General features: G+C 46.7%; 27 protein-coding genes, 1 tRNA gene and 1 pseudogene. 11 read left to right on the top strand and 18 right to left on the bottom strand.

From position 1 onward, the window contains the following. The first annotated feature begins 255 nt into the window (after window positions 1-255). A pseudogene (locus tag QZ938_RS08735) lies at window positions 256-1209 on the top strand (Uma2 family endonuclease). A gap of 38 nt (window positions 1210-1247) precedes the next feature. On the opposite strand, the gene QZ938_RS08740 reads toward QZ938_RS08735, so the two are convergent. From QZ938_RS08740 to QZ938_RS08760, 5 genes are all read right to left on the bottom strand, one after another. Next, window positions 1248-1529, bottom strand: coding sequence for a type II toxin-antitoxin system mRNA interferase toxin, RelE/StbE family (locus QZ938_RS08740; protein ID WP_293348790.1), 282 nt, complete (start codon window positions 1527-1529; stop codon window positions 1248-1250). After that, entirely contained in the window at window positions 1529-1753 is a 225-nt protein-coding gene (locus QZ938_RS08745; RefSeq protein ID WP_096831014.1) for a hypothetical protein, read from the bottom strand. The genes QZ938_RS08740 and QZ938_RS08745 overlap by 1 nt, the downstream gene beginning before the upstream one ends. 31 nt (window positions 1754-1784) lie before the next feature. Next, on the bottom strand, window positions 1785-2204 hold the full coding sequence (locus tag QZ938_RS08750; RefSeq protein WP_293348794.1) for a hypothetical protein: 420 nt from the start codon (window positions 2202-2204) through the stop codon (window positions 1785-1787). An 84-nt stretch (window positions 2205-2288) separates the two neighbouring features. Continuing rightward, a complete protein-coding gene (locus tag QZ938_RS08755; protein ID WP_293348947.1) occupies window positions 2289-4016 on the bottom strand; it encodes a succinate dehydrogenase/fumarate reductase flavoprotein subunit in 1728 nt (575 codons plus the stop codon). 128 nt (window positions 4017-4144) lie between these two features. Further along, window positions 4145-4459 (bottom strand): hypothetical protein, encoded by a 315-nt coding sequence (locus QZ938_RS08760; RefSeq protein WP_293148466.1) that lies wholly within the window; start codon window positions 4457-4459, stop codon window positions 4145-4147. 525 nt (window positions 4460-4984) lie between these two features. On the opposite strand from QZ938_RS08760, the gene QZ938_RS08765 reads away from it, so the two are divergent. From QZ938_RS08765 to QZ938_RS08775, 3 genes are all read left to right on the top strand, one after another. Continuing rightward, on the top strand, window positions 4985-5710 hold the full coding sequence (locus tag QZ938_RS08765; RefSeq protein ID WP_293148468.1) for a 1-acyl-sn-glycerol-3-phosphate acyltransferase: 726 nt from the start codon (window positions 4985-4987) through the stop codon (window positions 5708-5710). A gap of 59 nt (window positions 5711-5769) precedes the next feature. Beyond that, entirely contained in the window at window positions 5770-5892 is a 123-nt protein-coding gene (locus QZ938_RS08770; protein ID WP_293348797.1) for a hypothetical protein, read from the top strand. A 127-nt stretch (window positions 5893-6019) separates the two neighbouring features. Next, window positions 6020-6835, top strand: a complete 816-nt coding sequence (locus tag QZ938_RS08775) for an alpha/beta fold hydrolase (protein ID WP_293148472.1) — start codon at window positions 6020-6022, stop codon at window positions 6833-6835. A 255-nt stretch (window positions 6836-7090) separates the two neighbouring features. Here QZ938_RS08775 and QZ938_RS08780 read toward each other — a convergent pair whose 3' ends face one another. The 9 genes from QZ938_RS08780 to nadA all read right to left on the bottom strand — a co-directional run bounded on the left by QZ938_RS08780 (window position 7091) and on the right by nadA (window position 14711). Beyond that, the gene (locus QZ938_RS08780; RefSeq protein WP_293348800.1) at window positions 7091-7663 is read right to left on the bottom strand and encodes a DUF2996 domain-containing protein; all 573 of its coding nucleotides are present in this window, start codon (window positions 7661-7663) and stop codon (window positions 7091-7093) included. Window positions 7664-8228: 565 nt separating this feature from the next. After that, a complete protein-coding gene (locus QZ938_RS08785) occupies window positions 8229-9116 on the bottom strand; it encodes a hypothetical protein (RefSeq protein WP_293148476.1) in 888 nt (295 codons plus the stop codon). Window positions 9117-9252: 136 nt separating this feature from the next. Beyond that, the gene (locus QZ938_RS08790; protein ID WP_293348803.1) at window positions 9253-9807 is read right to left on the bottom strand and encodes a hypothetical protein; all 555 of its coding nucleotides are present in this window, start codon (window positions 9805-9807) and stop codon (window positions 9253-9255) included. Between the two features lie 192 nt (window positions 9808-9999). After that, window positions 10000-10314: a hypothetical protein gene (locus QZ938_RS08795; RefSeq protein WP_293348806.1), complete on the bottom strand. Its 315-nt coding sequence runs from the start codon at window positions 10312-10314 to the stop codon at window positions 10000-10002. A gap of 114 nt (window positions 10315-10428) precedes the next feature. Next, on the bottom strand, window positions 10429-10545 hold the full coding sequence (locus QZ938_RS08800; RefSeq protein ID WP_293148481.1) for a photosystem I reaction center subunit VIII: 117 nt from the start codon (window positions 10543-10545) through the stop codon (window positions 10429-10431). Window positions 10546-10602: 57 nt separating this feature from the next. Then, on the bottom strand, window positions 10603-11112 hold the full coding sequence (locus tag QZ938_RS08805; RefSeq protein ID WP_293148482.1) for a photosystem I reaction center protein subunit XI: 510 nt from the start codon (window positions 11110-11112) through the stop codon (window positions 10603-10605). Window positions 11113-11226: 114 nt separating this feature from the next. Then, on the bottom strand, window positions 11227-11943 hold the full coding sequence (locus QZ938_RS08810) for a TIGR04283 family arsenosugar biosynthesis glycosyltransferase (protein ID WP_293148484.1): 717 nt from the start codon (window positions 11941-11943) through the stop codon (window positions 11227-11229). 534 nt (window positions 11944-12477) lie between these two features. After that, the gene (locus tag QZ938_RS08815; RefSeq protein WP_293148486.1) at window positions 12478-13104 is read right to left on the bottom strand and encodes a TIGR04282 family arsenosugar biosynthesis glycosyltransferase; all 627 of its coding nucleotides are present in this window, start codon (window positions 13102-13104) and stop codon (window positions 12478-12480) included. A gap of 638 nt (window positions 13105-13742) precedes the next feature. Beyond that, entirely contained in the window at window positions 13743-14711 is a 969-nt protein-coding gene (gene nadA, locus QZ938_RS08820; protein ID WP_293148561.1) for a quinolinate synthase NadA, read from the bottom strand. Window positions 14712-14924: 213 nt separating this feature from the next. Here nadA and QZ938_RS08825 point away from each other — a divergent pair, with 213 nt between their 5' ends. Together QZ938_RS08825 and QZ938_RS08830 are read left to right on the top strand one after the other, a co-directional pair. Further along, window positions 14925-15839 (top strand): TIGR04168 family protein, encoded by a 915-nt coding sequence (locus tag QZ938_RS08825; protein ID WP_293148563.1) that lies wholly within the window; start codon window positions 14925-14927, stop codon window positions 15837-15839. 34 nt (window positions 15840-15873) lie between these two features. Further along, window positions 15874-15958: transfer RNA gene (locus tag QZ938_RS08830), tRNA-Ser, on the top strand. Window positions 15959-16145: 187 nt separating this feature from the next. Here the strand turns inward: QZ938_RS08830 and QZ938_RS08835 are convergent. Together QZ938_RS08835 and QZ938_RS08840 are read right to left on the bottom strand one after the other, a co-directional pair. Continuing rightward, entirely contained in the window at window positions 16146-16520 is a 375-nt protein-coding gene (locus tag QZ938_RS08835; protein WP_293148488.1) for a translation initiation factor, read from the bottom strand. Window positions 16521-16628: 108 nt separating this feature from the next. Continuing rightward, window positions 16629-17135, bottom strand: coding sequence for a hypothetical protein (locus tag QZ938_RS08840; RefSeq protein ID WP_293148490.1), 507 nt, complete (start codon window positions 17133-17135; stop codon window positions 16629-16631). Window positions 17136-17628: 493 nt separating this feature from the next. On the opposite strand from QZ938_RS08840, the gene QZ938_RS08845 reads away from it, so the two are divergent. Beyond that, window positions 17629-18147 carry a pentapeptide repeat-containing protein gene (locus QZ938_RS08845; protein ID WP_293148492.1) on the top strand — a complete coding sequence of 173 codons (519 nt, stop codon included), beginning with the start codon at window positions 17629-17631 and terminating at the stop codon, window positions 18145-18147. 237 nt (window positions 18148-18384) lie between these two features. Here QZ938_RS08845 and QZ938_RS08850 read toward each other — a convergent pair whose 3' ends face one another. Further along, a complete protein-coding gene (locus tag QZ938_RS08850) occupies window positions 18385-18507 on the bottom strand; it encodes a hypothetical protein (protein WP_096830678.1) in 123 nt (40 codons plus the stop codon). 20 nt (window positions 18508-18527) lie between these two features. Between QZ938_RS08850 and QZ938_RS08855 the strand changes: the two genes are divergently transcribed. Then, entirely contained in the window at window positions 18528-19142 is a 615-nt protein-coding gene (locus QZ938_RS08855; RefSeq protein ID WP_293348809.1) for a DNA-3-methyladenine glycosylase, read from the top strand. Between the two features lie 46 nt (window positions 19143-19188). Continuing rightward, on the top strand, window positions 19189-19488 hold the full coding sequence (locus tag QZ938_RS08860; protein WP_293348812.1) for a hypothetical protein: 300 nt from the start codon (window positions 19189-19191) through the stop codon (window positions 19486-19488). 223 nt (window positions 19489-19711) lie between these two features. On the opposite strand, the gene QZ938_RS08865 is transcribed toward QZ938_RS08860, so the two are convergent. After that, complete coding sequence (locus QZ938_RS08865; RefSeq protein WP_293348815.1) at window positions 19712-21208, bottom strand: glycosyl hydrolase family 57; 1497 nt, start codon at window positions 21206-21208, stop codon at window positions 19712-19714. A gap of 396 nt (window positions 21209-21604) precedes the next feature. On the opposite strand from QZ938_RS08865, the gene QZ938_RS08870 reads away from it, so the two are divergent. Then, window positions 21605-22408, top strand: a complete 804-nt coding sequence (locus QZ938_RS08870; RefSeq protein ID WP_293348818.1) for a DUF928 domain-containing protein — start codon at window positions 21605-21607, stop codon at window positions 22406-22408. 308 nt (window positions 22409-22716) lie between these two features. After that, window positions 22717-25893, top strand: coding sequence for a CHAT domain-containing protein (locus QZ938_RS08875; protein WP_293348821.1), 3177 nt, complete (start codon window positions 22717-22719; stop codon window positions 25891-25893). Window positions 25894-26186 lie beyond the last annotated feature (293 nt).

Raw genomic sequence — 26186 nt, forward strand, 5'->3', positions numbered from 1 at the left:
ATTATAAGGTTTGTAGTGAGGACTTCAGTCCTTTGATTGGATGCGGACTAAAGTCCTCACTACGAACCTAGGATTATAAGGTTTGTAGTGAGGACTTCAGTCCTTTGATTGGATGCGGACTAAAGTCCTCACTACGAACCTGGGATTATAAGGTTTGTAGTGAGGACTTCAGTCCTTTGATTGGATGCGGACTAAAGTCCTCACTACGAACCTGGGACATGATATTATAAATTAAGTCAGACCTCGGAGGGAATTATGACCGAAAGCGTTGACCGCGTTGTTCTACCTCCTGCTTTTCCAGACCACACTCAATTACCAGAGTCGGATGGTACTTTTGTGAAAAATTTCCAGGAGCATCCACAAAGTTTAATTTTAACAGATTCGATCGGCCAGATTTTGCAGCAGCGGCATCCTGACGGGTAATATGCGATCGGTCAAGACTGCGGCATTTATTGGCGAGAAACCGATCCACCGGAAAAAGGTGCAGAAGCTCCTGATTGGTTTTACGTTCCCAATGTACCTCCTAATTTAGACGGTCAAATTCGGCGTTCCTACGTGTTATGGCGCGAACACATAGCACCGTTAATCGCGTTGGAATTTGCTAGCGGAAATGGCGATGAAGAGCGGGATATTACTCCGTTGTCGCGGACAGACGAAGGGGTAATCACGAAACCCGGAAAGTTTTGGGCTTACGAACGGGTGATGCGAATTCCGTATTACGGCATCTATGAAATTAACAGCGGCAGATTAGCAGTTTATCGGTTGATTGACGGGTATTATCAACTTTTGGAACTGAATGAACGGGGTCATTTTGCGATCGCACCTTTAGGCGTAGAATTGGGACTTTGGCAAGGAAGTTATCAGAATCAAACCATGCTGTGGCTGCGTTGGTGGGATGAGGAAGGTAATTTGCTGTTGATTGGCGATGAAAGAGCGGAATTGGAGAGATTGCGGGGGGAACAACAGCGGGAAATAGCCGAACAAGAAAGGCTGCGGGCCGAGCAAGAAACATTGCGAGCCGAACAAGAAAGATTGCGAGCCGAACAAGAAAGATTGCGGGCTGACAGTGCAGAGCAGGCACAACAAGCTGAAGCTCAGGCAAGAAGGGCTGCAATTCCTCGGTTGTTGGGAATGGGATTGAGTGCGGAACAGGTGGCGGAGGCGTTAGGTTTATCGGTGGACGAAGTTGCGGAGGATGGTGGAGAGTGAGAGCGTGGGAGGGAAATTGGGGAAAAGGGCGATCGGTCTTAATAGACTTCATCGTGGGAACCCATTTTGAGCAATAAAATCGCTTCCTCTTCATCTTCTGGATCGGTGACAAACTCAAATAAAATCCGATAATCATAGTCTATTGAACATGACCAGATACCCGATAAATCTCCCGCCAGTTTGTGAGTTCGCAAGCTAGGGTGAAAGCAGTCTTCAGACAACAGTTGTATGGTTGCTTCAATTAAAGGGCGAAGCTGAGGATTTTTACGAACTAACTTCTTGAAATAACGAATAGATTTGGGAGTCCAACCAATTTTCATCAATCATCCAACTCCGCCATAAAATCGGCTACAGAACCAAATTTAACATTTCCCTCAGCATACTCTTGACGAACTTCTGCCACTTCCTTTAGTAATTCATTTCGTCGCTGTTGTCGCAGGCGATTCTGAAGAATATCTAGAAGCATGGCTTGATCTTCTAATGATAAAACTTCTACAGCTTCAAGAGCTTGCTGGAATTGAGATGTCTGTGTCGTTTTACTCATATTTATTGTTCTGTAAATTACTAGATTATTTTCATTTCAACCAAGGGTGAACTTTTTTTTGAACATATCTTCCCAATGGTATCCCTAGAATAAAAAAAATAACCACAAACTCTTGGTTTGTGTTGCCGAAAACAGCAAAGAAAACCATTGATAATAGACAAAACCAGAGAATCCAAAAAGCTATTCCACAAATACAACCATCAACTTCACGAAACAGAAAAAATGTAGACTTTTGTGCAGGTTGTGATGGCGCTATTTCTGGAAATGTAAAGCTTCTGGATTCCATTTCTCCACGACGATATTTTGCTTCATGTTCTTCTTTTTTACGCTTATGTTCTTCCCATGAAAGCCATGCCATAAATACACTTGCACAAGCTGCGATAGCTTCCCACATAAATACTGCCTCTTCAGAACCACAATATTTTTTATTAATTTTAGCCAAATTTATCATATCTTAGCATTTTTCACTTCTGCTGTGTGTAAGATTTTCCTTGTTCCCAAGTTCAGCGCGAGAACAAGGATTTCAAACTAGCTTCTAGTATTTACGTTCCTGCGGCTCAAACATCGTAATCGCCACCGGCATATAAGCCAAATCAATCCCCGCAGGCGAATAATACGCCAGCGTATGCTTCAAGAACTTCTCATCATCGCGATCGGCAAAATCTTCCCGCGAATGAGCGCCCCGACTTTCCTGACGGTTCAAGGCTGAAGTTAAAATCATTCTCCCCACGATTATCAAACTCCGCAATTCCAAAGCTTCCACAATTTCCGTATTCCAAGATTTACCCTTGTCGTCCAAGTAAACTTCTTGATATTGTTTTTCCAATTCCTCCAATTTATGCAAACCTTCCTGCATCAATTCGGCGCTACGAAATACTCCACAATACTCGGTCATCGTATCTTGGAACTTTTGCCTAATTTGATTAATTCGGTATTGTCCGGGACGGTCTACAAGTGCTTGAATTTGTTCTTGGGTTTCCTGAATATAACGCTGTTCGTCTACTGCGGGTAACTTGCGATTTTGGACAAATTGTGCTATGGTTGCGCCAGTAACTTTGCCGTAAACTACGCATTCCAAAAGCGAATTGCTGCCCAAACGGTTAGCGCCGTGAACAGAGACGCAAGCTGCTTCGCCGGCCGCAAAGAAACCGTCCACCAAACTGTCAGCACTGCTACGAACTTGTCCGCCAATATTAGTTGGAATTCCCCCCATTGAATAGTGAGCCGTAGGACGCACTGGCATCGGCTGGTCTACGGCATCAATTCCTAGTAAACGGTGCGCTTCTTCCCAAGCAAAAGGTATTTTGGTCATGATTTTTTCCCGTCCCATGTGCCGCAAATCGAGGTAGATAAAGGGGCCGCCTGCACTACCATCGAGATTAATTCCTCTACCTGCACGAATTTCTAAGGAAATCGATCGCGATGTAATGTCCCTGGGCGCCAATTCCATCCGCGACGGGGCATAATTCGCCATAAATCGATCGCCCTCGGAATTAATCAAATAAGCCCCTTCACCCCGCACAGCTTCTGAAATCAACACTCCCACCGGATACAAACCCGTCGGGTGAAACTGCACAAACTCCATATCTTCCAGTGGCAACCCTGCCATCGCCGCCATCGCCAAACCGTCTCCAGTCGAGGCGTAATCGTTCGAGGTAGTGTTGTAAACTCGGCCGTAACCCCCCGTAGCAAACATCACCGCCTTCGCGCGCACGACGGCAATTTCGCCGTCTATTAGGTTAAACATAACTACGCCCTTGGCTTGGCCTGCTTCCAAAATCAGGCGGGTGACATACCACTCTTGATAGATGTGAACTCCGTAACGGCGGAGATTGTTGACTAATTCGTGGAGGATGGCGTGACCGGTTTTGTCGGCGGCGTAGCAGGTGCGGCGGTGGGAATGTCCGCCAAAAGCGCGCTGGGCAATTCTGCCGTCACTTAGGCGCGAGAAGAGGACTCCCATGTGTTCTAAATCGATGATGACACCGGGCGCTTCGCGGGTGAGGATTTCTACGGCGTCTTGGTCGGCTAAATAGTCTGAACCTTTTACTGTGTCAAAGGCGTGGGCTTTCCAACTGTCATCTGGATCGACATTTTGCAGGCTGGAGGCCATGCCGCCTTGGGCGGCGACAGAGTGCGATCGAATCGGGTGAGTTTTGGCAACAACAGCTACCTTTAAACTGGGGTCAGTCCGGGCAATTTCTACGGCTGCGCGGCAACCTGCTAAACCGCCGCCAACTATTATCACGTCGTGTTCTAGCATTTTTTGAATTATTTTGAGTGTTCTCCTCAACTTATCGTGACGCAAAAAAAAACTTCCTACCAAAACATCGGGAAGTTTCTTAACTTTTGATTTCAATCGAAAATCAAAGTCTAAAATTTCAAATTGGACTAGCCGACGCTTTCGACAGACCTCTGATGGGACTGATTTCCCGTTGCAGAAGGTTGATCTTCGGTGGCGGGGTCTACAGAAAGCACTTCTATGTTATTGAGTAGAGTTGTCACGAAAGCAAAGAGCAAGAATGGCAGAGACAGCACTAAAATCAAGCCAACTGTCGCCAAGGCGTAGATTTGGCGGGCGCTGCTCCAGAGGGCGAGTGCGGACGCTAGACTCAGGAAGATGACTATCAGCCAAACAATGATTTGACCGTAAATGTCGCCAAAGGTGAGGGTACATTTAAGGCGATAGTTTTGAATGTTATCCATTTGATGCCTCGGGAGATTGCTATTACGACTTGTCGAAAAATACTTTGACAGTCCGTCAATGCCGACTGTAAATTTTTAATTTTAGCTGCTGCAACTTGCTTTTTGCGTTGTTTTAAACATTTTTATAGAAGTTTGCAACAAGACTTTATACATTTGTGCTTCTGACTGGGAAATTTTACCGAAACCAGACTTAGGCACTTCGACAAAGAAACCGGGTTTTTTACTGTTTTGGCGCCTGTAACGAGTCTTTTCGCAAAAAACTCGGTTTCTGAACCCCCGTGCGTGAGGAATACGAAACCAGACTTAGGCACTTCGACAAAAAAAACCGGGTTTTTTACTGTTTTGGCGCCTGTAACGCGTATTTTCGCAAAAAACCCGGTTTCTGAACCCCCGTGCGTGCAGGACTACGACAGAAAGGTACAAGGGGAAAGTCTACTTTTTGACCGATCGCGATTTTTGTAAAGTAATGTTAAGCTGCATGGGTATGTAATCAACCTTTATAGCGTTTTACCTGTGCTTTAGCCCATGTCTTCCGATCGCACATTAATGATTTCGCGCTGTTTCCTGGCTGGTGTGGGAACGCAGATGTTTGTACACCACCAGCAGCGGATTCCGCAAGAAAGTCCGGTACTGGTGGTGAGCAATCACCGCAGTTTCTTAGATCCTGTGGTGCTGACAGCGGGTTTGGGTCGATCGATCCGGTTTGCTTGTCATCACTACATGGGTCAAGTTCCAGTGATTCGGGAACTTGTCACGAGTTTTGGGGCTTTTCCTTTGGAAGCACCGGAGCACCGACAGCAACATTTTTTCGCTCAAGCGACGGCGCTGCTACAAGACAGGGAGATGGTGGGGGTGTTTCCTGAGGGTGCAGAACCGATGGTGAACTTTACTCAACCCAATACCATCGGGAAGTTTCAGCGGGGATTTGCTCATTTGGCTTTGCGGGCGCCGGTGCGGGATTTGGCGGTATTGCCGGTGGCGATTGCTTCGATGGAGGAAAAGTCGGTGCGATCGGGTTTACCGCTGAAGTTGCTGAGTTTGTTCGATCCTTCCGAACCGTTGTTCGATCGCGCTGGGTGGCATCCTGTGATAGTTTATCAACGAGTTAATATTTTAATCGGCCGCCCTTACTGGATTACAGTCGATCGACAGCAGCAGTATCGAGGCAAAAAAGCCAAAGCAGTTGTGGCTGAACTTACAGAACACTGTCAGGGGGAAATTGCACAATTACTCGATCGAGGATGTTTGTAAAGAAGTCTGTTGACTGTTGACTGTTGACTGTTGACTGTTGACTGTTGTCAAAACGAGCAATGAATTACCAACTACCAATTGCTACCCTTCGGCTTTGCGAGCAAGATTACCAATTACCAATTACCAATTACCAATTACCAATTACCAATTACCAATTACCAATTACCAATTACCAACTATAGCGGTTTTCAAGCGTGGTGATGTATGCCCCATGCCCTATGCCCCATGCCCCATGCCCCATGCCCCATGCCCCATGCCCCATGCCCCATGCCCAATTATTAATTACCAATTACCAGATTAAGTTTAATCATGGCAACTGCTAACAACAAGGTTCGTTTTCTGTGCCCGAAACCGCCAAAACCCGATCGCCCTTTATTTGTATTTCTGCCCGGTATGGACGGGGGCGGTTTGCTGCTGCGATCGCAAATTCCTAAATTAGCTCCGCATTTCGACATTCGCTGCTTAGCGATACCGGCCGACGACATGGCTAGCTGGGAGGTACTGGTTAAGGAAACAATTGCCTTAATTGAAGCAGAAAAGAAAGGCAATCAGCGACCAGTTTATCTGTGCGGCGAGTCATTTGGAGGATGTTTAGCGATAAAAGTTGTTTTAGAAGCTCCCCAATTGTGCGATCGACTAATTTTAGTTAATCCAGCTTCTTCATTCCGACAACAGCCTTGGGTGCAGTGGGGTTCTCACCTGACTCAGTGGCTGCCGGCGAATCTTTATCCGCTATCGGTAATCGGTCTGTTGCCGATATTAGCATCCTTAGGAAAGATTGGGCGGGACGAGCGGCGAGCTTTGCTGGAAGCGATGCAAGCGGTACCGCAACACACGTCTGTGTGGAGATTGGCGTTAGTGCGATCGTTCAATGTTGATGAAAATCAGTTGCGTGCGATCGAACAGCCGACGTTAGTAATTGCTAGCGGTGCCGATCGGCTGCTGCCTTCTATGGCAGAAGGGAAGCTTTTAGTCAAGGTAATTCCGAATGCTGAAAAGGTGATGCTGGCTAATAGCGGTCATGCTTGTTTGTTGGAAACTGATGTTGACCTTTACGCAATTATCCAAGCTCGCAATTTTTTGGCAGAATCCACAGAAAATCTGTCATTAGTTAGCAGTCATTAGTCATTAGTTATGGGGCATTGGGCATTGGGCATTGGGTAATATCGTGTCGGGTCGATTGACCGCAATAAGTAAGGAACGCACGTGTGGACTTTAGTCCGCAGTATGTTGCGGACTAAAGTCCACACTACAAACTGTTTTTGTGATGGTAATCGACAGGATGTGATATAATTGGGAATTGGTTGTTATTGGCTAGTGATAATTTCCAATTCCCTATGCGGGCTAATTTCTTATGCCCTATGCCCAATCCCCAATTAACTAATTAAGATTTAGCCATTTTTGAGCATTAAGCCGCTGGACGACACCAAAGACCATGAGGTCTAGGGTAATCTTGCGCTCGTCTATCAAAAAAGGCTCTAAAGTGCTGGTTTTTGTGTTATTTTCAGCGCAGGAAAATGCTCTTTGACTTTGAATATCTTCTTGAGGAAAATACAAGTTAAATTGGCGCTGACCTTCTTGAAATTTACCAATTACCTGCCAGCAATCTCCGGCGGAACTCATGCCAGCAACGGGGAGTTTTTGCTTGGTCAAACTCACATCTAAATCCTTAACGCCCTGTTTAGTTAAAGCAGTTTGCAAGGCGGGCAAATAATCTTGTTGAATAAATTCCGCAAAGGGCTTGTCTTCAACAGCGGGTGCTTTTTCCTTTTTAGCTTTAGCTGGAGGCTTGTCACCGTCTGGCTTGGCGGCCACTTTTTTAGCAGCGGGCGCAGGCTTATCAGCGCTGGGGATGTCACTGGTTTCGGGAGTGTCGGAACTCGGAGCGTTTTCAGCAGAAAGGGTCTCTGTTTCGGCTTCGCCTGCTGCTGGATTTTTCGGTTCTTCTGCCATTGGTGCTTCCTTTTAAAAAGTGATGAGTAGAGGATTGAACCTCCCCAGGGCTAAAGCCAGGGGGATTCCTGCCCACCCAAAAGGGCGACAGTGGGACATTCAAATATCCCTCTAGACCCTCAAGCTTGTGGCTATTGGGCTTACTTTTTATTTGTTTGTTTTCCGAGTCCATCACTCTTGCCAGATAGGTACGCTCCTCAACCTGCCTTTATTTGCCCTTTAAGTATTCTGGGTCTGGCGCCAGATATCTCGGTTGCCGGGATTTCTCCGCACTAGGTTGATTCAATACGTAGATGGTTATTCTTACTCACCTCTGGATTTTACCACTGTGGCGGTCGTCGCGCACTCGCTCCAAGGCAACTGAAGTCGCTAATAGGCTAGACCCCAGCCTTAAAAGGACGGGGCTTGCGCCTCATTTTTCGGCAAGGAGTCAGCAGTCAGCAGTCAGTAGTTATTTGTTATTTGTTGGTTGTTAGTTTTAGTTGTTGTTTCTAATAACCAATAACTAATAACCACTAACTAATGACCGATGACTGCTGACTAATGACTGAGGACTATGCTTATTTTAAATCTCAGCGACAGCTCGTTCAATCAAACGGTGGGCGAGAGTTTGAACGCCGGTGTGTTCGTAGTAATTGGTAGTCATGTCGAGGAAAGCGCCCACGTAGTCCACTTTGTCGGCAGAAATTTCGACAAAATTCTGCAAGTGGCCGAGGACGTTTTGGGGAGTCAAACCTCGATCGCTCACAAAAGAGCCCATCCAGCCGGAAACCGAGCTAAAGCTTTCGCCGATAAAGCCGAGTTGGCCTGCGGGATTACCACCAGGAATCATAGAGCCGATCGACTTAAACGCCGGATTGTCTTGCATATCGCTGGGGGACAGCTTGGCAATCCAATCCTGAGTCATCAGGATAAAGTCTGGGCCCAGGGGAATCAAGCCGTCAAAACAAACCAAAGCAGCCATCCGCATCAGGGATTCACCGCCGTAGTCGCCCAAAGCCCCGGCAAAATCGCCGATGCTGTCGCCAGGAATGCCGTTAATTTGGCAAAAAGCGAGCAATTCAGTGACTAACTTTAGAGAAAGGTCGATCGTCTGAGCTTTTTCAGGCTTGGGGGTGAGATTTCCCAGCACGGACAAAAACGGCACATTTTGGGCGACTTTGTTGGCGAGGGCTGCTGTACCGAGGGCGCTAGAGGCACTGTCGATCGTTTGGTAAAGCCACAGAGCGCGCTGGTAGCCTTCCGATTTATCGTTGTAGAGGGTGATAGCACGATCGCCAATTTGCTGGATCATATCTTCGTCAGTTTCGCCAGTAACTGTACGAATCGTATTTTCAAAGCCAACTAAATTGTTCCACTCACCTGGAACCACAAAGTCAAGCGCTCGTAGGGCTTTGACAGTCATGTTGTCTTTAGGCAATTGATCGACTAATTCAAAGACTGTTTTGCTCACAAAAAACTCCTTGTTGAACAGAAATCAAAGGTATTACTTTTGGTAGATGGCAAGAACTTCACAGTCTGATTCTGGCAGACTTAGTTTTGATAGCACCAGAGCTAGAGTCGGGGGAGAAGTTCGATCTCAGACACTGCTATTTCACACTAGCAAGGCCGCCCAGGTTAAATTTTGACAGCCAAGCTTCGCGTTCGCTAGCGGTAAAAGAGGGATCGCGGGATTGAACTTTCACCTGATAGCGGTTTGCCACTAAAACAGCAGTGATGTTAGAACCCTGACTGACGGCGGGATAGCCGCTAATTTGCTTGGTACTTTCCTTAAATTTTTCCCCAGCGGTGGGGTTGCCGGCGATGTCATTAATCGAAAGCACCGCGACATTTTTGCCGCCTTTGTTTAGTTTAGCTTCAGCAAAACCGGATTTTTCTTGAGCGAAAACGCGATCGAATCCGCCGCCAGCAGAAGGGAAGTATTTATTTAATTTGCCACCTGCAACTGCCTTTTTGGGGAGGTTTTGACTTTGAGCAGTTGATTTGTCAGCATTTGTCTGCTTGGTTTTAGCAGGTTTTTGGGTGCTTTCCTCCTGGGCTTTGTCCCAGCGGGATGGGGGCTGAGTCTGACTGCAGGAAGTCACGAGCAGCAGTACCGAGATCAGGAATGGAGCTAAGATTCGGCGTGCGGGGGGAAATTGCATTGCTCTCTCCTCATTAGTAGGTTTCCTTGACACTCCCCGACCTAAAGGTACGAGGATTCTTAAGACTTTTGGGTCAAAATATCCCTATTGCTAGGGTTCCCAGGCTGACCACGTTTGCACAAAAGAGTGCGCAGTCATATCTCCTAAAAAATGTTTTGGGCGTAGACTTTCCCACCGGGAGGGGGTAGGTTTTTACATCTTGTCTGATGTGGTTATTCTACCATATTCATTTGTGGAGATGGATTTGTCATTGTACTTAACAATGGTAAAAAGCCGTCCTGAAAGGACGGGGTTTTTAACCCAATTTTCTGATAACAAGTGTGGCTCACGATTTACCAATTTGTCTTCCCCCAGCGAGTGATTTGTGTTCTTTGCCAAAAAATCCTCTGCCCGCAGGCAGAGGATTTTTTGCAATTGCGAGTTTTGAAGGAAGAAGAAAGAAAGATTGCTCCACAGATCAATTCTGGGGATGGGGTAAAAGAAACTAAGTTTTTTGATTGCCAGCAATCTCAAAACAATTTTCGCTGATTTTCCCTAGATTTATCTAGAGGTTTCAGAGAAATTGTCCGTCAATCATGTTATTTCGGCATTCCAACTTAGCTCTTGCTTTGTGGGTAAAGCTCAGGCGTCGCTTTCAATGTGAATAAACAACAAACCCATTACCACAACCGGCATCAGCCAGCAAACTACCGGAATCAAAATCCAAGGCAAGAAAGAAGCAGCGTAGGAACCTGTCATATCAAATTCTCCAAACTAAAGTTAGTGCGTTCCAACAGGGATATTTGGGAGTGGAGTCTAATTGTTGACTAAACCCCGGAAAATGGCATCAATGCCGTTAAAGTTTTCGAGTAAGAAGTAGGCAGCAAAGACGCCGCTCATCCCGCCAATGAAGAAACCAGCAGTGAGCTGGCTCCAGCCTTCGCCGGTTTTCAGGGCTTCGGGAGTCATGGGATTGGCGCTTGGGTAGCTGCTATTGTCATTTTTGAAAGAGACTAAACCGTAGGCAGACATACCTGTTGTGCCGAGCAGAACTAAGACGAGGGCTGTAATTAATCCGCCGAGATTAGCTGCTTCTGGATAATCCCGCAGTGGGCCTAAGACGATTTGGGGGCCGACAAGGAAATAACCGTGTGCCAAACCGATTTCTAAACCTCGAACTAGGGGTGAGAGTCCTTTGCGGTAGGCGGGCAAATTCCCAATGAATGCTTGTGTGAAATCAGAAGCACTGATGGGAGTTGCGAGATGACCCGTGAAGGGGTCGCCGTTAAAGGGTTTAATAAGCTCTGCATCTCTGGGATCGGCCATATTCTCTTTTTCCTCGCTGTGCGTAAAAATTGAGGCGTTCAAGTCATATTTTACGCAGGGACGTGTTTCCTATTTGCATAATTGGCTGCTAGCTTTAGAAAAGTTCACTATTCTTTAGTTTTGGGAAGAATTTTTCTTTTGTCTCCTATACCAGAAAGCGAGTCGATCGGGCGACACTCCGAAAAAATAAGCAATAATTACTATTTGATTGATGGCGGTGGTTTTGAGTACCCCAAGCTGCTGCCAGCGGCGGGCGGATGTCAGGACTTGTTGGGGTACGATTTGGATGCGGCCTTGTGTTTTCAACCTCCGCACGAATTCAAAGTCTTCCATAAGGGGCAAGTCAGGAAAACCGCCGATTTTGTCAAAGGTAGATGAATAAAGAAAAATGGCTTGATCGCCGTAGGGCATTTGCAGAAAGTGCGATCGGCAGTTTACCCCTATTTCTACCAGCCGCAGAGAGAGCGTACCGGCATCAATCTTGAGTTGAAAGGCCCCGGCGACTGTTTGGGGTTTGGCTAGTGCAAGGCGTGCGCCAGAGTCGTAGCCGGGAGGCAAAAGAGTGTCTGCGTGGAGAAACAGCAGAATATCTCCAGTAGCCAAGGCCACACCTGCATTCATTTGAGTGGCGCGGCCTTGGCTACTGGAGACAACTCGGACGCCCAAAGATGTTGCTATTTCTGCGGTACCGTCGTTGCTGCCGCCGTCGGCGACGATAATTTCGACATTTTTGGCATTTTGGGCGGTGGAGATGACTGAGGCAATTGTAGCTGCTTCGTTTAAGACAGGAATGATAATGGAAATTTTGAGATTGAGATTTTCGGGCGGCATAGAGAATCGATCACCGCTGGAGAGAGAGAGGGCGGGTTTTGTACAAAGCTTATCTGTTATTTCAACAGGTAGCGACAGTTTGATGGCTGACACATGGGGCGGATAGAAACCGGGTTTCTACGAATTTTACTCTCTGGTCACGATAAATATACGAAGAAACCGGGTTTCACTCTTGTCGCAAAGTGCGATCGCGAACTTGCCTTTTGAGTTCCGCGTCTGATAACCCTTGATTTCCCGCAGGTAATTCCTGTGTCTGGCAAGCGTTGCCCTCGTTCTCGATCGCCCTGAAACCCTGATTCTAAGATTGACAATCAAAAACTGTCCCTAGTTTGATTATTTACTAATTTATTTGCTTTTATTTGCTAATTTTTGGCTTTTTCTCGCGCTTGCGACTATTGTCGCAAGCGCTGTCTAACCGCTGCATTTGGTTAGACAAATACAATTACTATATTATGACCTTGTGGTTTCACAATCAAGTATTATTTATAAATAAAAGATCAGAATTTCTGATCGATCGGATCGCATGAATATAGTTTATTTATTTAAAATACTAAGATCTAAACGAAGTAAATCCTCCGGTAAATCGATATCGGCAAGAGTGGGAAGATAAGCAATATTGAGGTCGAGGTTTTGGGCGATCGCCCGCGTAGAAGCAAATACCTCACTGGTTCCCCACTTAATTCCGTTGAACAATTCCGGTATCGATCGGCGCAGCCCGATCAGATAATAACCTCCGTCTGTTGCTGGGCCCAAAACTAAATCGTGCTGGCTCAGTTTGTCAAAAGCTTGTGCCATGATTTCTACTTTCAGGGCGGGACAATCTGTTCCTATAATTGCAGCTTTGTCAATCCCGGAATTAAAAGATTGTTGAAACGCTGCTGTCATTTTTGCACCCAAATCGCCTTCTATTTGATTTTGATAAATAATATCTGTTCCCAACCATTCTTGCATCTGTTGCTGGTTGCCGCCTGTGTAGTGAATTTCAACTGATAATCGCCCGGAGTTTTGGAGGGAGAGGGCGCGGGCGCGGGCGATCGCCTTTTGTGCCATCAAGCGGTGCAGGTTGGCAGCACCTGTTTTTCCTAGCACAGGAATTAGTCGAGTTTTGGCTTTGCCCGGTTCAGGATAGCGGGTAAAAACAATCAGTTTTTCGGAAATCATACAATGTTAGATGTTAGATTTGGGAATGATTTATGAGTTAAGGATTTGGAGTTAGTCCGCCAACTCCAAGTCTGCTAGCGCATTCTTACTTGAATGACCTCTGGAGCATCTCTGTTTTGCATTTATAGTGCGAGCTTAAGATATCGCGAGTTGTACAATACGCTAACTCTTAAGCTCGCATTTAAACAAAGAAATGCTTTTTACAAAAATTAGATTTCCCCAATTGCCTCAGTGTTTAATACAATAGGAAACAGCCAATGAATGCACATCAATGCTAATATTTTATGGGTGGGAGATCTGCTGGTGGAAAAGAGACCTCTTGTATCAGTCTTTGATTGATACAGAAACGGCATATCTCAGACATACAAACACATATAAAGGCAGATAAACGCAGATAATTTCAGGGTGTTTTCCGATTTTTGCAAGAGGTATAATGGAGTCTGTAAGTCAGAGGGTCTTTTGTCAAGTGCCTCCGATTGCGATTAAAAAAGTTGGTAGTAAAAACGAATAATTCTAGTAATTGATGCGGACTCGCATTCCTCACTACTAACCTGATGCGGACTCGCATTCCTCACTACTAACCTGATGCGGACTCGCATTCCTCACTACTAACCTGATTGACAATTATTTATTGATTCTTAGCTCATTTCTAGCATTCGCTGGATAGGTTGCAAGGCGGCTCGTTGCAGGTCTTGAGACATGGTGATTTCGGGGGTTTGATTTTTCATAGCTAGATACAATTTTTCCAAAGTATTTAATCTCATGTGGGGGCATTCGTTGCAAGCACAGGTATTATTGTTAGGAGGAGCGGGAATAAAGCGTTTGTGCGGTGTTTGCTTTTGCATTTGGTGAATGATTCCCGGTTCGGTGGCGACAATAAAAGCTTGGCGATCGCTCGATTGAGAATATTTGAGCAAAGCGGTGGTTGAGCCGATATAATTGGCGTGGCGAAGTACCGGAGGTTCGCATTCTGGATGGGCGATGATTTCGGCTTCGGGATTTTCGATTTTGAGTTGAACTATCTTTTTTTCTGAGAAGTTTTCGTGGACGATGCAGGCTCCTTGCCAGAGTTCCATGTGTCTGCCGCTTTGTTCGATGACGTAGCGGCCGAGATTGCGATCGGGCCCAAAAATTATCGGCTGATTTTTCGGAATTTGGTTGACAATTTTGACGGCGTTGGAGCTGGTGCAAATTATGTCGCTCATTGCCTTGATTTGGGCGGTGCAGTTAATGTAGGAAATAACTAAATGGTCTGGGCGATCGGCTTTGAAGGCTGCAAAGGCTTCGGGCGGGCAACTGTCGGCGAGGGAACACCCTGCATTTAAGTCGGGTAGCAATACTAATTTGTCGGGATTGAGGATTTTTGCGGTTTCCGCCATGAAATGAACTCCGGCAAAAACTATGACATCGGCGTTGGTGTTGGCTGCTTTGCGAGCAAGTTCGAGGGAGTCGCCAATGAAGTCTGCGATGTCTTGAATGTCGGAGTCTTGGTAGTAGTGGGCGAGAATGACGGCGTTTAACTCTTGTTTGAGGGCGTTAATTGCTGCGAACAAGTCGTCGGGCAGTCTGGTTTGGGTCAAGTTTTGAGCAGGTGCGGTGGTAAACACAGTTAAAATATTCCGGGGAAGGTGGCGGCTGGACTTAATATTTTGAATTATAGTTGAATTCACCAAAAACGGTGGTAAGCGGGTGTTGGGTTGAAATAATCTAAAATCTAAAATCTAAAATCTAAAATTGGCTGGGGGAGAGTGCAAAAATTGGTCGCTGTTTCTTATGCTGAAGAAGAAGGGGCTAGGGATCGATCGCGCATGACAAATCAAATGAATCAGACTAAATCTATCAAAATTGCAGTGGTGGGGGACGTTCACGATCGGTGGGAACCAGAAGACGGCGAGGCCCTGAAGCATCTTGGCGTTGATTTGGTGCTGTTTGTGGGAGATTTTGGGAACGAGTCGGTGGATGTGGTGCGGGCGATCGCATCTTTGGACATTCCGAAAGCAGTAGTGTTTGGAAACCATGACGCTTGGTACACGGCGACGGAGTGGGGCCGCAGTCAGTGCCCTTACGATCGCACCGTTGAGAATCGGGTAAAACAGCAGTTAGATTTAATGGGAGAAGCCCACGTCGGTTATGGGAAACGGGATTTTCCCGAATTGGACATAACCGTGGTGGGAAGTCGCCCGTTTACTTGGGGGGGTTCGGAGTGGAAGTACAACGATTTTTATTCGGAGTGGTTTGGTGTAGAAAGTTTTGAGGAGTCGGCGAGGCTAATTGCAGGGGCGGCGGCAGATGCGGACTGCGAAAATGTGATTTTTCTTGGTCACACGGGCCCGACGGGGCTGGGAGAGGCTGCTGAAGACCCCTGCGGGCGTGATTGGAAGCCGCTGGGAGGGGATTGGGGCGACCCAGATTTTGGGGAGGCGATCGATCGAACTCGCAATTCTGGTAAGCGGATACCTCTGGTAACTTTTGGTCATATGCACCACCAACTGCGACACACTAAGCACGAGTTGCGGAAGTCAGTGGTGAGTGCGAAGGGTACGGTGTATTTGAATGCGGCCAGCGTACCGCGAATTGTGGAGAAAGAGTGCTCGAAATTGCGGAATTTCTCGATCGTCCTGCTGGAAAAAGGAACAGTGTCGGAAATGTCTCTAGTCTGGGTAGGGGAAGATTTCGCGGTGCAAAGAGAACAAATTCTTTATCGGCAGACTGAATCTGCAACTGCTTGTAGTTAGCGGCAATTGCTGGTATGATAAAATCTATGCGCCTGGAGAGGTGGCAGAGTGGTCGAATGCGCCTGACTTGAAATCAGGTGAACCGCAAGGTTCCGTGGGTTCAAATCCCACCCTCTCCGTTGTTTTTATCTCTTTTCTATCAAGGCTTCTGGGTTAATTCTATAGTTAGACAAGAATTTTTTCGCTCAATTTTCGCGCTAATGGTTTTCTAGTCCCACCCTCTCCGTTTTTGAGAACTAGCAAAAAAAACACCCCCTCAGGGGCGCTTTTGCTTACCAGGTAATTTTTCTAGCCAACTTACTCCATTTAAGCGGTTTCCTCATCCGCCGGGTCGCCGTAGGGGTCTTCGCTGGCGGGGGTCAGGTTGCCGAACTGTCCGGCATCCGCATAGGAGTCGGCGGGGTCGCCGTAGGGGTCTTCGCTGGCGGGGGTCAGGTTGCCGAACTGTCCGGCATCCGCATAGGAGTCGGCGGGGTCGCCGTAGGGGTCTTCGCTGGCCGGGCGGGCGTTAGCAAAGTCTCCGTAGTCGGCGGGGTCGCCGTAGGGGTCTTCGCTGGCCGGGCGGGCGTTAGCGAAATCTCCGGGATTTGAGGGATCTTCATAATTGGTGTCAGGATCGACTTGCTCGCTGTCTGGCCCGACGATCGCATCTTTTAACTTCCGAAAAAATCCGTCTACCATGATAAAGTTCCTCTGTTTTATGTGCTGAAAAACTGTTGTTTTAGATTGGGAATACCAGAGTTAAGGGAAAATCATGGAACCTGCAATCTAAAATCTCCAATGGTGAGGCTACTGTGCCGGAACAGGACTTGTAGCTTCCGGCAAGCCTTTCAAGTCTCGACCGGTAGTTTGGTTGTTGTATCCCTGGAATTCCCGGTAACGCGCTGCTTCGGACTCAGGAACATTAACCTTAATTCCTTCAGGCGGTGGCGTTACCCAGTGAGCGCGATTTTGGGCATCGCGGTAGTAAACCCGACCGTTTTTGGAAAGGTAATGTTTTCCCTGCGCCCCCTGTTCTTGTTTATTTTTGTGCTGATTGTAGATGTAGTAAAGGGCGGCCGCTCCTGCTAAAGTAATCGCTACTTTTTGAGTATTGCTCAATCCTTTTTTTGCTTCGGGCGTAGGAGTGGCGCGATTAGTTTGCACTGATCCAGCGCGAGTGTCGTCAACGGTCGGCGGGGGAGCCGAACTTTCCTTGCTAGAACCGCAAGCACTCAAAAACGGAAAGGTCAGCAGCGTTGTCAGCAGCAGAGCCATGAAGCGCGATCTTCTGGTTTCGGGTTTGATTGTGTTCATTGCCGCTCCGAATTGTCGGGATTACAGGTAGGGTGTGTTCTGGCGAGGTTGAGGAACCTGAGCTGCTGCTAACCGTTTTGTAAGTACATTAATTACTCAAAGCAATTGTGACAAAAGTAGTTGCCCAGAACTTACAACAGCGCAGGTACGGCATTGCATTTCTCTTTCATCATCCTCAAATTTTTCTAAGATTGGCTCATGCTAGGGATATAAATAAGGTTTCTTTTTTTTCAGCCCGCAGGTATATGCGCATACGTTGCCTGAGGTAAAAAAAGTTTGTTGGTGGGCTGCCCAAAGCGAAGTGAAGCAGACCGACGGGCGAGTCCGAAACCAAAAGCGGCACAGCCGAGGGAGAGAAGGCGGGATTTAATTGTGCGAACCGGCTTATCTGAAATACAGACAATTTTGTTGTGGAAATTCAGGAGAGGTCGATCGCGCTGCTGTATTAATAATTAACCGAGATAGAAAGCCACAGTGGCTTTTAAGAATTTTTATGAAAATCCAAAATATAGTTACTGCTGGATTGTCGATCGCCGTTTTATTGGCTGCGGTCAAATACATACCTGATTTAAACAAGCAAAACCAAGTCAAGCAATTGCTGGAGACCAAACAGTGTCCCGAATGCAATCTCAGCAATGTCAACTTGAAGGGAATGGACTTACAAGGATTTAACTTGCAGGGAGCCAACCTAGAAGGTGCTAATTTGTCGGGAGCAAAACTGGCGAATGCCAACCTCAAAAATGCCAACTTGAATAAAGCCAACCTGACTGGTTCTGATTTGGGATGTAGCGGCATAAGTTTCAATCTTGATACTAACGGTCAAGCAGCAAATATGGATTTTAAAGTCAGTGCCGTACCCGAAAAGAATAACCCAGAAAATGCAGTAGTTGGTTTTAACATGAAATCAACAGACCGAGGAGCCACAATGCGTTTCAATCTTCCGGGATGCGCGGATTTCGAGAATGCTACAATGCAGGGAACTAAAATGCCCGATGGCAACATTCACCCTTAATTCCAGCAAATATAGCGATCGTCAATGAGATAATATCTGCTGCGAAATCCTTTCCTGCTTCTGCTCTTATCTTCCTTCGCGTACTTTGCGCCTTCGCGGTTCAATAATTACATATTCATCCACCGCGTGGCATACACCCAAGACATATAATTGCTTGACAATGCGCTCAAAAAAACAAAAAACCGTCGTCTGAATCACAGGCGACGGTTTTTTTAGGCCAGTAATTACCAGATAAAATTAGTGAGCAGAACCGTTACCGTGATACTTGTCACTATCGTAGAATCCGTTTTTTGTGCCGAAGAACAAACAGCACACGGTGAAAACTGCTGTCAAGACTGCTAAAACTAACTTAACGTCCATAATTTACTGTCTCCTGTTTGATGAGTGCAAATACTCAGATTGTAGAATCTTTTTGGCTGGCGCGGCCATCTACCAGCGTAGCGCCTGATTTGCTGGGCTGTACTCTGGTGCGACAGTTTCCTGATGGGGAGATTATTCGGGGAATGATTGTGGAAACCGAAGCTTACGCCCCCGGAGATCCCGCTTGTCACGCTTACCGACAGCAGACTCCTCGCAATCAGGCGATGTTCGGGCGTGCGGGTATCGGCTACGTTTACTTTATCTACGGGATGTATCACTGTTTTAACGTGGTGACGGATGCGGAGGGAGTGGGTAGCGCTGTGCTGATTCGAGCTTTGCAGCTAGATGCGCCTCCTGTCAAGTTTGCTGCAATTCCCGAAAAAAAGCAGTTGCGCCTCGCGGCCGGGCCTGGGAAGCTGTGTAAGGTGCTGGAGATCGATCGAACTTTTAGCGGTTTACCCTTGGATTCCGACCAAGCGCTGCGGTTGGAACACCGGAGTGTCCAATTTCAGGAGGCGATCGACTCAGGTACGATTAATATCGTGCAAACTACGCGGCTCGGGATTTCGCAAGGGATGGATTTACCTTGGCGTTGGTATATTGGGAACTGTGCGGCTGTGTCTACATTCAAGTAATGTCAAAGATGTCACTGTAAATTTTGTCACTTATCTCGATCGAATTATGGCTTATTCTTCTGAAAACCCGATCGTACAACTCAAAAAATGCCTGACACTCGCTCAGGATGTTGGGAGTCACGCCGAAGCTAACCGAGCTTTTGAGCAATTGTGCGGAATTATCGATGCTGAAAATCCGATGGCGGCGCAACTTTTGGAGATGTTGTGGGAAGACGCAATTCTTGCCAGGCGTTCTGCTTTATTTTGGCAGCAAATGAGCGAGGTTGAGAAAGATATGGCCAATAGAATGATGGAAAATATGACGCAGATGCGGCAAAATTATTTGCGTTTGATGCAGGAAATGTAGGAATTGGGAATGGGGCATCGGGCATCGGGCAGGGGGAATTGCCCGGAATTTGCTAACAGGTGTAGGGTGCGTCAGAGCTAATATTGGACACTGGTCAAATAGTTGGTTGCTGACGCACCCTACGATTAATTTTGTTACTTCATTAAAGCGGTAAGGTGCGTCAGTCCAGATATTTGACACTACTCTAACAGTTGGTTTCCGGGGCACCCTACGATCAATTTTCCTACTTCATTAAAGCAGCGCCGCGGTTGTAAAGTTCCCGGGCGTAATCAGTCCAAGTTCCCTGTCCCCAATAGCGGAAACAGCTTGTTTGTACCAATAAGTTGTAAAGCAAAGCTTGCTGGTATTCAAACTGCTTGGTAACTGTGGCATCTTGCTGCACCAGCCGATCGTACTTTTGGTGAAATGCGGCGCTGAGTTGATTCATCGGTTCCAGGACGTTTTCGTAGCCCTTCACCCAACTCAAATCGTTTGTCCAAGAAGCACCATCCATGTGAAAATTGTGGTCGGTTTGCTTGAGTTGCCCGATCGCACTTTCGACTTTTTCCGGTGTCGCACTATCAGCATCGACTAACTGCCAGATTTTGTGCTGGTTGATTCCCTGACAAATCGGATAATCATCGGGATTAACCCCCGCCGCTTCAATTATCTCCAAATATTCAGTGCCGTTTAAACCGACAACACCGGATTTTCCGCCACCTTGAGAGCGGTTTTCGTGCCAAGCTTTCATAAAGGCGCTGGGAAATTCATTCATCATCACGCCGCCATTTTCACCGTCAGCAATTTGCGTCACCAAAGAAGGAATCGTGACATTGCCAATTTGCTGTTTGTTGCGGACTTTCGCTTCGTAATAAGGCTGCATTTGTCCAACCAATTTTGTATCAGAACCTTGAGTTTTAATCAAAGCCGTAATGCTGATGGTTTCGCCGCGAGAATTGCGGGCTTGCAAACGGTTGGGAATGTATTTTTGGTCTTGCGACAATCCCGAACCATCGGGGTTTTCCACAGAATGTTCCTGCACCATCAGCCAGCGGTAGCCGCATTCTTTCAAAGCTTTGATGTATTCGTACAGTGTATCGGGGTGATTGGGAAAGTGCATTTCTGGTGGCGAAAAACCTTTAACGCGCTTCAAAGCATCCAAGCCAAAAATTGCCGCAAAATGATGTTGCCATGCTTGAATTTGGAGTTTAATGTCGGGGATTGGAGTTGAGGGAATAACGGCGTGACTCCACATTGTCCCCAGCCATTCTACGTGGGGTTGGTATTGAGGATCGCAGGTAATTCGCTTGAGATTGTTGAGTACATCATCGCGTCCCATTTGGCGCAATCCCCACAATAAATTGCCCGAATAGTCGAGCATAATTCGCGGGTTGCAGCCTTCGGCTATCAATTGGGGAATGAATTCTCCCATGCGGGAATAGCACCAAGCAAAGACTCCGGCGTTGTGATTGTCTCCTTGGTTGGGATTTTCAAACATATTCTGGAGATTGCAGATTAGTTCGCCGTTTGCACCGGCTGGAATGGTTGGTTGGTGCATATGGAGGGCGCAGGCGAATCCGGCTTGAATGTTTTCGAGGCGCAGATTTGTCTTAGGTAAAAAGACTGGTTCGTTACTGTTGGTAGCGGCGCTGATTTCTGCTTCGGAACCGCAAATGTTGGGCAATCCGGAGCGAAGTTCTTCTAAAACGGGTGGGTTGGGGGATGGTGCGATCGCAGACATAAGTTTTTCTCAAGAATTGTGGAGGAACGCGGTCTGCTATTTGGTAAGATAGCTATATGCTTTTAGGGTAGCAGAAAAGGTAGCAGATTTAAGTAAGTATCGAAAAGTTAGGAATAATCTTTGAGTTAGTTATGCGATCGATATTCGGAAAAAGACGAGACAACTGGCGATTTGCATCAAGAAATTGAGTTGACAAAAGCGATCGAATGAGTTAGGTTTTTCGGAATTTGTCACTTAGTTGCAGATATTTCGACTTGGGTTCACAATGATTGATTATAAAAACCGCAAATTAAGGCAGATAAACACAGATAAACGCAGATAAAAGTCTGCCATGATTATTGTCAGGTTGCTGTGCGATCGCCCTGAGACTTTGTACCTCTACCTCGCAGATAGTTTATGAATGAAAAAAAACTGCTCTTACAGCAGGCGGCGATTAATTTGCTGCTTGCTGTCACAATTGTTCAACCTGGATTGGCTGCGATGCTCGCGGATTCATCCGAGTCACCGCATTTGCAGCCGCAGGTACTGGCTTACGAGCCGCCCGCGCGGGGTGCACCGGGCGATCGCGGAGATGCAGGTAGCCGCGACGATCTTCACCACTTTTTAGCTTTAATTCCGGCTCTAAATTTAGGATTGACTGCGATCGCACATCCGACTTTTTGGCTGTACTTGCCGGCTCCATTTCCCGATGACATTCCCTTGGAGTTTGTGCTGCGAGACGAAGAAAATCAAGAAGTAGTTTTCCGAACATTTTTTCAGCTTGCAAAAACAGCGGGACTTGCGAGTTTTTTCTTACCACCCAATGCACCTCCTCTGGAAATTGGCAAAAAATATCGCTGGGATTTTTTCTGCGACAATATCTCTCGCTACGGGTGTGTTGAGCGAGTGAAATTGGCACCAGAAATCTTAGTTCAGCTAGAAACCGCATCGCTGAGGCATCGCGTTTTACTGTTGGCCAAACACGGTTTGTGGTACGAAACTATTACTGAATTAGTTGCGCTGCGGGACAAACTTTTGAGTCAATTACAGGTAGCTACTTTAGAGGAAAGGCTGCTGATTTATGCTGAAAATGATTTGCGGTATGAAGCGCTAGCCGAGTTAAGTGGATTTGAGAAAATATCTTCTCTGGCGACTTTGGAGGCTGATTGGGAGGCTTTATTGCAGCATCCATTTGTGCTTTTGGATGGGATTGTTTTATAACTGTTTGTTTGAGGTAGGGATGAATATTAAAATAGGATTTACGCAATCCCAGGAGTAGGGGATTTTTAAGGTGATTGGTGTTGACAAACACGTTACACCCGCAGTCCGGCAGGGGTTTAAACCCCTGCCTCATAGCAAAAGTCGGTTGAAACCGACTGTTAATTACGATCGAAATTACGGTCTATTTTAGTCCTCTTTTAGAGGACTTTAGCTATGAGACAGGGGTTTTTAACCCCTGTCGGACTCTCGGAACGATCGAGAAAACTGCGTTAACTAATTACCAATAATTAACCATCAATTATCAACTGATGAAATACCCGATATTAAGCGTCTATAACACTTTCAATACAGCACCGATCGCCCTTTGGTCATTTAATGCAGCAGGAAACTTGGCGAGCGATCGCCCGGATCTCCCTCCAGCACTGCTAATTGACAGCGTTTGCCGTGCTGTTGAGCCATCGCAAAACGGGCCACAAGAAAGCCTGCTGCTGACAGGAGGTTACGTTACTTTCCCAGTCACTCCTCTACTGGATTTCGGCACAGAAGACTTTTCTATCTGTGCGTGGATTCGCACGGAAGATTACGGTATTGTCAAAATTATCGATAAGCGGATTGAAAATTCCGGCCCTATTCAGGGCTGGAGTTTGTTTATTTATCAAAGTAAAATTAACCTGCAAATAGCGGATGCAAAAGGTTGGCTAAACTGTGGTGCACACCGTCCAGAAAAAATGGCTCTTTTCCCAGTTGTCAGCGACAGCCAATGGCATCACGTGGCGGTTGTTGTCGATCGCGATCGAGTGGATGGAGGGCGCTGGTATGTCGATGGCAAGGAAGTAGATGACCGATTCAGACCCATATACCAACAGGGTTCTCTCAGCAATAATATGCCCCTGACTGTTGGCAGGCGATCGGACGATTTTGGTGGCATTTATCGAGGCAATATTGGAGATATTCAGCTCTACAAACAGGCGCTGTCGGCGGCAGATGTGTTGTCGATTTACCGATCGATTCAGTCTCCTATTAATAATAAATTTTTTGTTAATATTCTGAAGAGACCAGAAATAGCGCACCCCGAGCAAGATTCCTTCTCGGACAGTGATAATAATACCCTGGAAAGATACTCGCAGGCGATCGAATACTATCAGGAGTCGCTAAATATTCATAGAAACAACGGCAACGGCTACGGAGAAGCGAATTCTTTGAACAATCTAGGCAATATTTACAGCGCGCTGGGGGAATACTCGCAAGCAATTGACTCTCACCAGCAAGCGCTAAATATTCAGCGAGATATCGGCGACTGCGCTGGACAAGTGGATTCTTTAAACGCTTTGGGCAATATTTACAATGCTTTGGGGGAATACTTGCAAGCAATTGAGTGCCACCAACAGTGTTTAAAGATTGAGCCGGAAATCGGCAACCTCTATGGAGAACCTAATTTCTGGCGCGATTTGGGGAGTGCATATCATTCCCTGGGCGAATACCAGCAGGCGATCGAATGCCAACTTCAGTCTTTAGATATGGCAATAAAACTCAACTCTAAGCATAGAGAATTGAACTCCTTAAACGCTTTGGGACGTACCTATGTTTCCCTGGGGAAAAATCAATTGGCGATCGAATACTGTGAGAAGTCCCTGAATCTTGCACCGAAAATTGACAACCGCTTTGGGGAAGCTAATTCTTTGGTGATTCTGGGTAATGCTTACAGTAATTTGGGGCATTACTTGCGGGCGATCGCATTTTACAAACAATCCTTAGATATTCAGCAGGAAATTGGCGATCGCTCTGGGGAAGCAACTTCCTGCCGAAATTTGGGCAATGCTTACCGCTGTTTGGGGCAGTACCAGCGGGCGATCGAATACAGCCGCAAGAGTTTGGAGATCGCGCGGGCGATCGGCGAAACCGCATCAGAAGGGGCAACTCTCAACAATTTAGGACTTGCTTTATTTGACTTTGGCAAGTTTGCAGAAGCTGAAACAGTCCTGGGCGATGCAATTCAAACTTGGGAATCGCTGCGGGTCAAATTGAGCGATCGCGATAACTTTAAAGTATCTATTTTTGAAACCCAAGCCGCAACTTACCGCCATTTGGAAAAAACCCTGATCGTCCAGAACAAAATAGAAGCAGCACTGGAAATTGCGGAGCGATCGCGCGCGCGAGCTTTTGTAGAGTTACTGGGTGCTCGGTTGTCGGCAAATTCAGATGCGATACCCGATATTAAGCCGCCTAACATCGATCGCATTCAAGAAATTGCCAGAGCCCAAAATGCAACTTTTGTCGAATATTCGATTTCTTTTTTAGAAGAACTCTTTATTTGGGTAATTCAGCCGAGTGGTGAAATCGCATTTCGCCAAGTTGATCTCAACTACGAACATACTTCGCTTAAAGAATTGGTTGCCGATTCTCGCGAGGCGATCGGCATCAGGAATCGCGATTTCAATCCCACTCTAAAAATGTACCCGGGCGATTTAGTCAAACTCCACGATGATGCGCCGAATTGGGAACCTTGGCAAGTAATATCTGTCGATAAAACTCACAACATTCTCTCCCTCTCCCAATCCTCTTGGCCCGCAGGGTTGACTATTAAGAGACCTGCAATTGATGTAGCAACAAAAGTGGAATCGAGCCTCACCAATCACCCACGCTTGCAAAAACTTCATCAACTGCTAATCGAACCGATCGCCGATTTGTTGCCGACAGATCCAGCAGCTAAAATTATCTTTATTCCTCAAGGCGAACTGTTTTTTGTGCCGTTTCCGGCGCTGCAAGATGCTGCTGGGAAATACTTAATTGAAAAACATACTATTCTGACCGCTCCTGCAATTCAAATTCTGGAATTAACCAGTCAAAAACGGCAAGAAAATTCTAATTTAGCTGGGGATATTTTAGTAGTAGGAAATCCGACGATGCCTGAAGTTGCTCTGGTACCGGGCCAACCTCCGCAGCAGTTATCTGCTTTGCCGCATTCAGAAACCGAAGCTAACGCGATAGCCCAATTGTTCCAAACCCAAGCCCTGACGGGGAATTCGGCTACCAAATCTGCCGTGCTTCAGCGGTTGTCAGACGCCCGCATCGTCCATTTTGCCACCCACGGATTGCTCGATCGCACTCGCGGACTCGGCAGTGCGATCGCCTTTGCACCCGATCGCACCGATAGCGGTTTGCTGACGGCTGAGGAAATTTTGCACCTGCACCTCCAGGCGGATTTGGTAGTTTTGAGTGCTTGCAATACCGGCATGGGGCGGATTACCGGTGACGGGGTTATCGGCTTGTCTCGCGCTTTAATTTCGGCTGGTACATCCAGTGCGATCGTGTCTTTGTGGGCGGTGCCAGATGCTCCTACAGCCGATTTGATGGTGAAATTTTATCAAAACCTCGATCGAACGGGCAACAAAGCTCAATCGCTACGAAACGCCATGTTAGAGACAATCCAGCAGCACCCAAATCCCAGAGATTGGGCAGCTTTCACGCTAATCGGCGAAGCCTAATGGGGAGTTTCGGTTAAATTTTGTAAAGAATTGCCAAATCCCGCGAAAAAATTAGTTTTTTGGCTGAAATCTTCACAGAAAGGCGATCGGGCCTGGATAAGTCATTTCGATTTTCGATTGGGAATGACTTAAATCATGTTCAGTCAATCAGCAGCAACAAAAACGGTTTGTAGTGAGGACTTCAGTCCTCATAATCAGAGGACTAAAGTCCTCACTACAAACTAAAATCCGGTTTGTAGTGAGGACTTCAGTCCTCATAATCAGAGGACTAAAGTTCTCACTACGAACTAAAA

Origin of the sequence: Microcoleus sp. CAWBG27 (assembly GCF_020883145.1) — a bacterium.
GTDB lineage: Bacteria > Cyanobacteriota > Cyanobacteriia > Cyanobacteriales > Microcoleaceae > Microcoleus.

What these genes read in the sequence shown, in the direction of transcription:
- QZ938_RS08740 (WP_293348790.1), bottom strand. Translation starts at nt 1,529, where the DNA reads ATGAAAATTGGTTGGACTCCCAAATCTATTCGTTATTTCAAGAAGTTA.
- QZ938_RS08745 (WP_096831014.1), bottom strand. Translation starts at nt 1,753, where the DNA reads ATGAGTAAAACGACACAGACATCTCAATTCCAGCAAGCTCTTGAAGCT.
- QZ938_RS08750 (WP_293348794.1), bottom strand. Translation starts at nt 2,204, where the DNA reads ATGATAAATTTGGCTAAAATTAATAAAAAATATTGTGGTTCTGAAGAG.
- QZ938_RS08755 (WP_293348947.1), bottom strand. Translation starts at nt 4,016, where the DNA reads ATGCTAGAACACGACGTGATAATAGTTGGCGGCGGTTTAGCAGGTTGC.
- QZ938_RS08760 (WP_293148466.1), bottom strand. Translation starts at nt 4,459, where the DNA reads ATGGATAACATTCAAAACTATCGCCTTAAATGTACCCTCACCTTTGGC.
- QZ938_RS08765 (WP_293148468.1), top strand. Translation starts at nt 4,985, where the DNA reads ATGTCTTCCGATCGCACATTAATGATTTCGCGCTGTTTCCTGGCTGGT.
- QZ938_RS08770 (WP_293348797.1), top strand. Translation starts at nt 5,770, where the DNA reads ATGAATTACCAACTACCAATTGCTACCCTTCGGCTTTGCGAGCAAGAT.
- QZ938_RS08775 (WP_293148472.1), top strand. Translation starts at nt 6,020, where the DNA reads ATGGCAACTGCTAACAACAAGGTTCGTTTTCTGTGCCCGAAACCGCCA.
- QZ938_RS08780 (WP_293348800.1), bottom strand. Translation starts at nt 7,663, where the DNA reads ATGGCAGAAGAACCGAAAAATCCAGCAGCAGGCGAAGCCGAAACAGAG.
- QZ938_RS08790 (WP_293348803.1), bottom strand. Translation starts at nt 9,807, where the DNA reads ATGCAATTTCCCCCCGCACGCCGAATCTTAGCTCCATTCCTGATCTCG.
- QZ938_RS08800 (WP_293148481.1), bottom strand. Translation starts at nt 10,545, where the DNA reads ATGACAGGTTCCTACGCTGCTTCTTTCTTGCCTTGGATTTTGATTCCG.
- QZ938_RS08805 (WP_293148482.1), bottom strand. Translation starts at nt 11,112, where the DNA reads ATGGCCGATCCCAGAGATGCAGAGCTTATTAAACCCTTTAACGGCGAC.
- QZ938_RS08810 (WP_293148484.1), bottom strand. Translation starts at nt 11,943, where the DNA reads ATGCCGCCCGAAAATCTCAATCTCAAAATTTCCATTATCATTCCTGTC.
- QZ938_RS08815 (WP_293148486.1), bottom strand. Translation starts at nt 13,104, where the DNA reads ATGATTTCCGAAAAACTGATTGTTTTTACCCGCTATCCTGAACCGGGC.
- QZ938_RS08825 (WP_293148563.1), top strand. Translation starts at nt 14,925, where the DNA reads ATGAATCAGACTAAATCTATCAAAATTGCAGTGGTGGGGGACGTTCAC.
- QZ938_RS08835 (WP_293148488.1), bottom strand. Translation starts at nt 16,520, where the DNA reads ATGGTAGACGGATTTTTTCGGAAGTTAAAAGATGCGATCGTCGGGCCA.
- QZ938_RS08840 (WP_293148490.1), bottom strand. Translation starts at nt 17,135, where the DNA reads ATGAACACAATCAAACCCGAAACCAGAAGATCGCGCTTCATGGCTCTG.
- QZ938_RS08845 (WP_293148492.1), top strand. Translation starts at nt 17,629, where the DNA reads ATGAAAATCCAAAATATAGTTACTGCTGGATTGTCGATCGCCGTTTTA.
- QZ938_RS08850 (WP_096830678.1), bottom strand. Translation starts at nt 18,507, where the DNA reads ATGGACGTTAAGTTAGTTTTAGCAGTCTTGACAGCAGTTTTCACCGTG.
- QZ938_RS08855 (WP_293348809.1), top strand. Translation starts at nt 18,528, where the DNA reads ATGAGTGCAAATACTCAGATTGTAGAATCTTTTTGGCTGGCGCGGCCA.
- QZ938_RS08860 (WP_293348812.1), top strand. Translation starts at nt 19,189, where the DNA reads ATGGCTTATTCTTCTGAAAACCCGATCGTACAACTCAAAAAATGCCTG.
- QZ938_RS08865 (WP_293348815.1), bottom strand. Translation starts at nt 21,208, where the DNA reads ATGTCTGCGATCGCACCATCCCCCAACCCACCCGTTTTAGAAGAACTT.
- QZ938_RS08870 (WP_293348818.1), top strand. Translation starts at nt 21,605, where the DNA reads ATGAATGAAAAAAAACTGCTCTTACAGCAGGCGGCGATTAATTTGCTG.
- QZ938_RS08875 (WP_293348821.1), top strand. Translation starts at nt 22,717, where the DNA reads ATGAAATACCCGATATTAAGCGTCTATAACACTTTCAATACAGCACCG.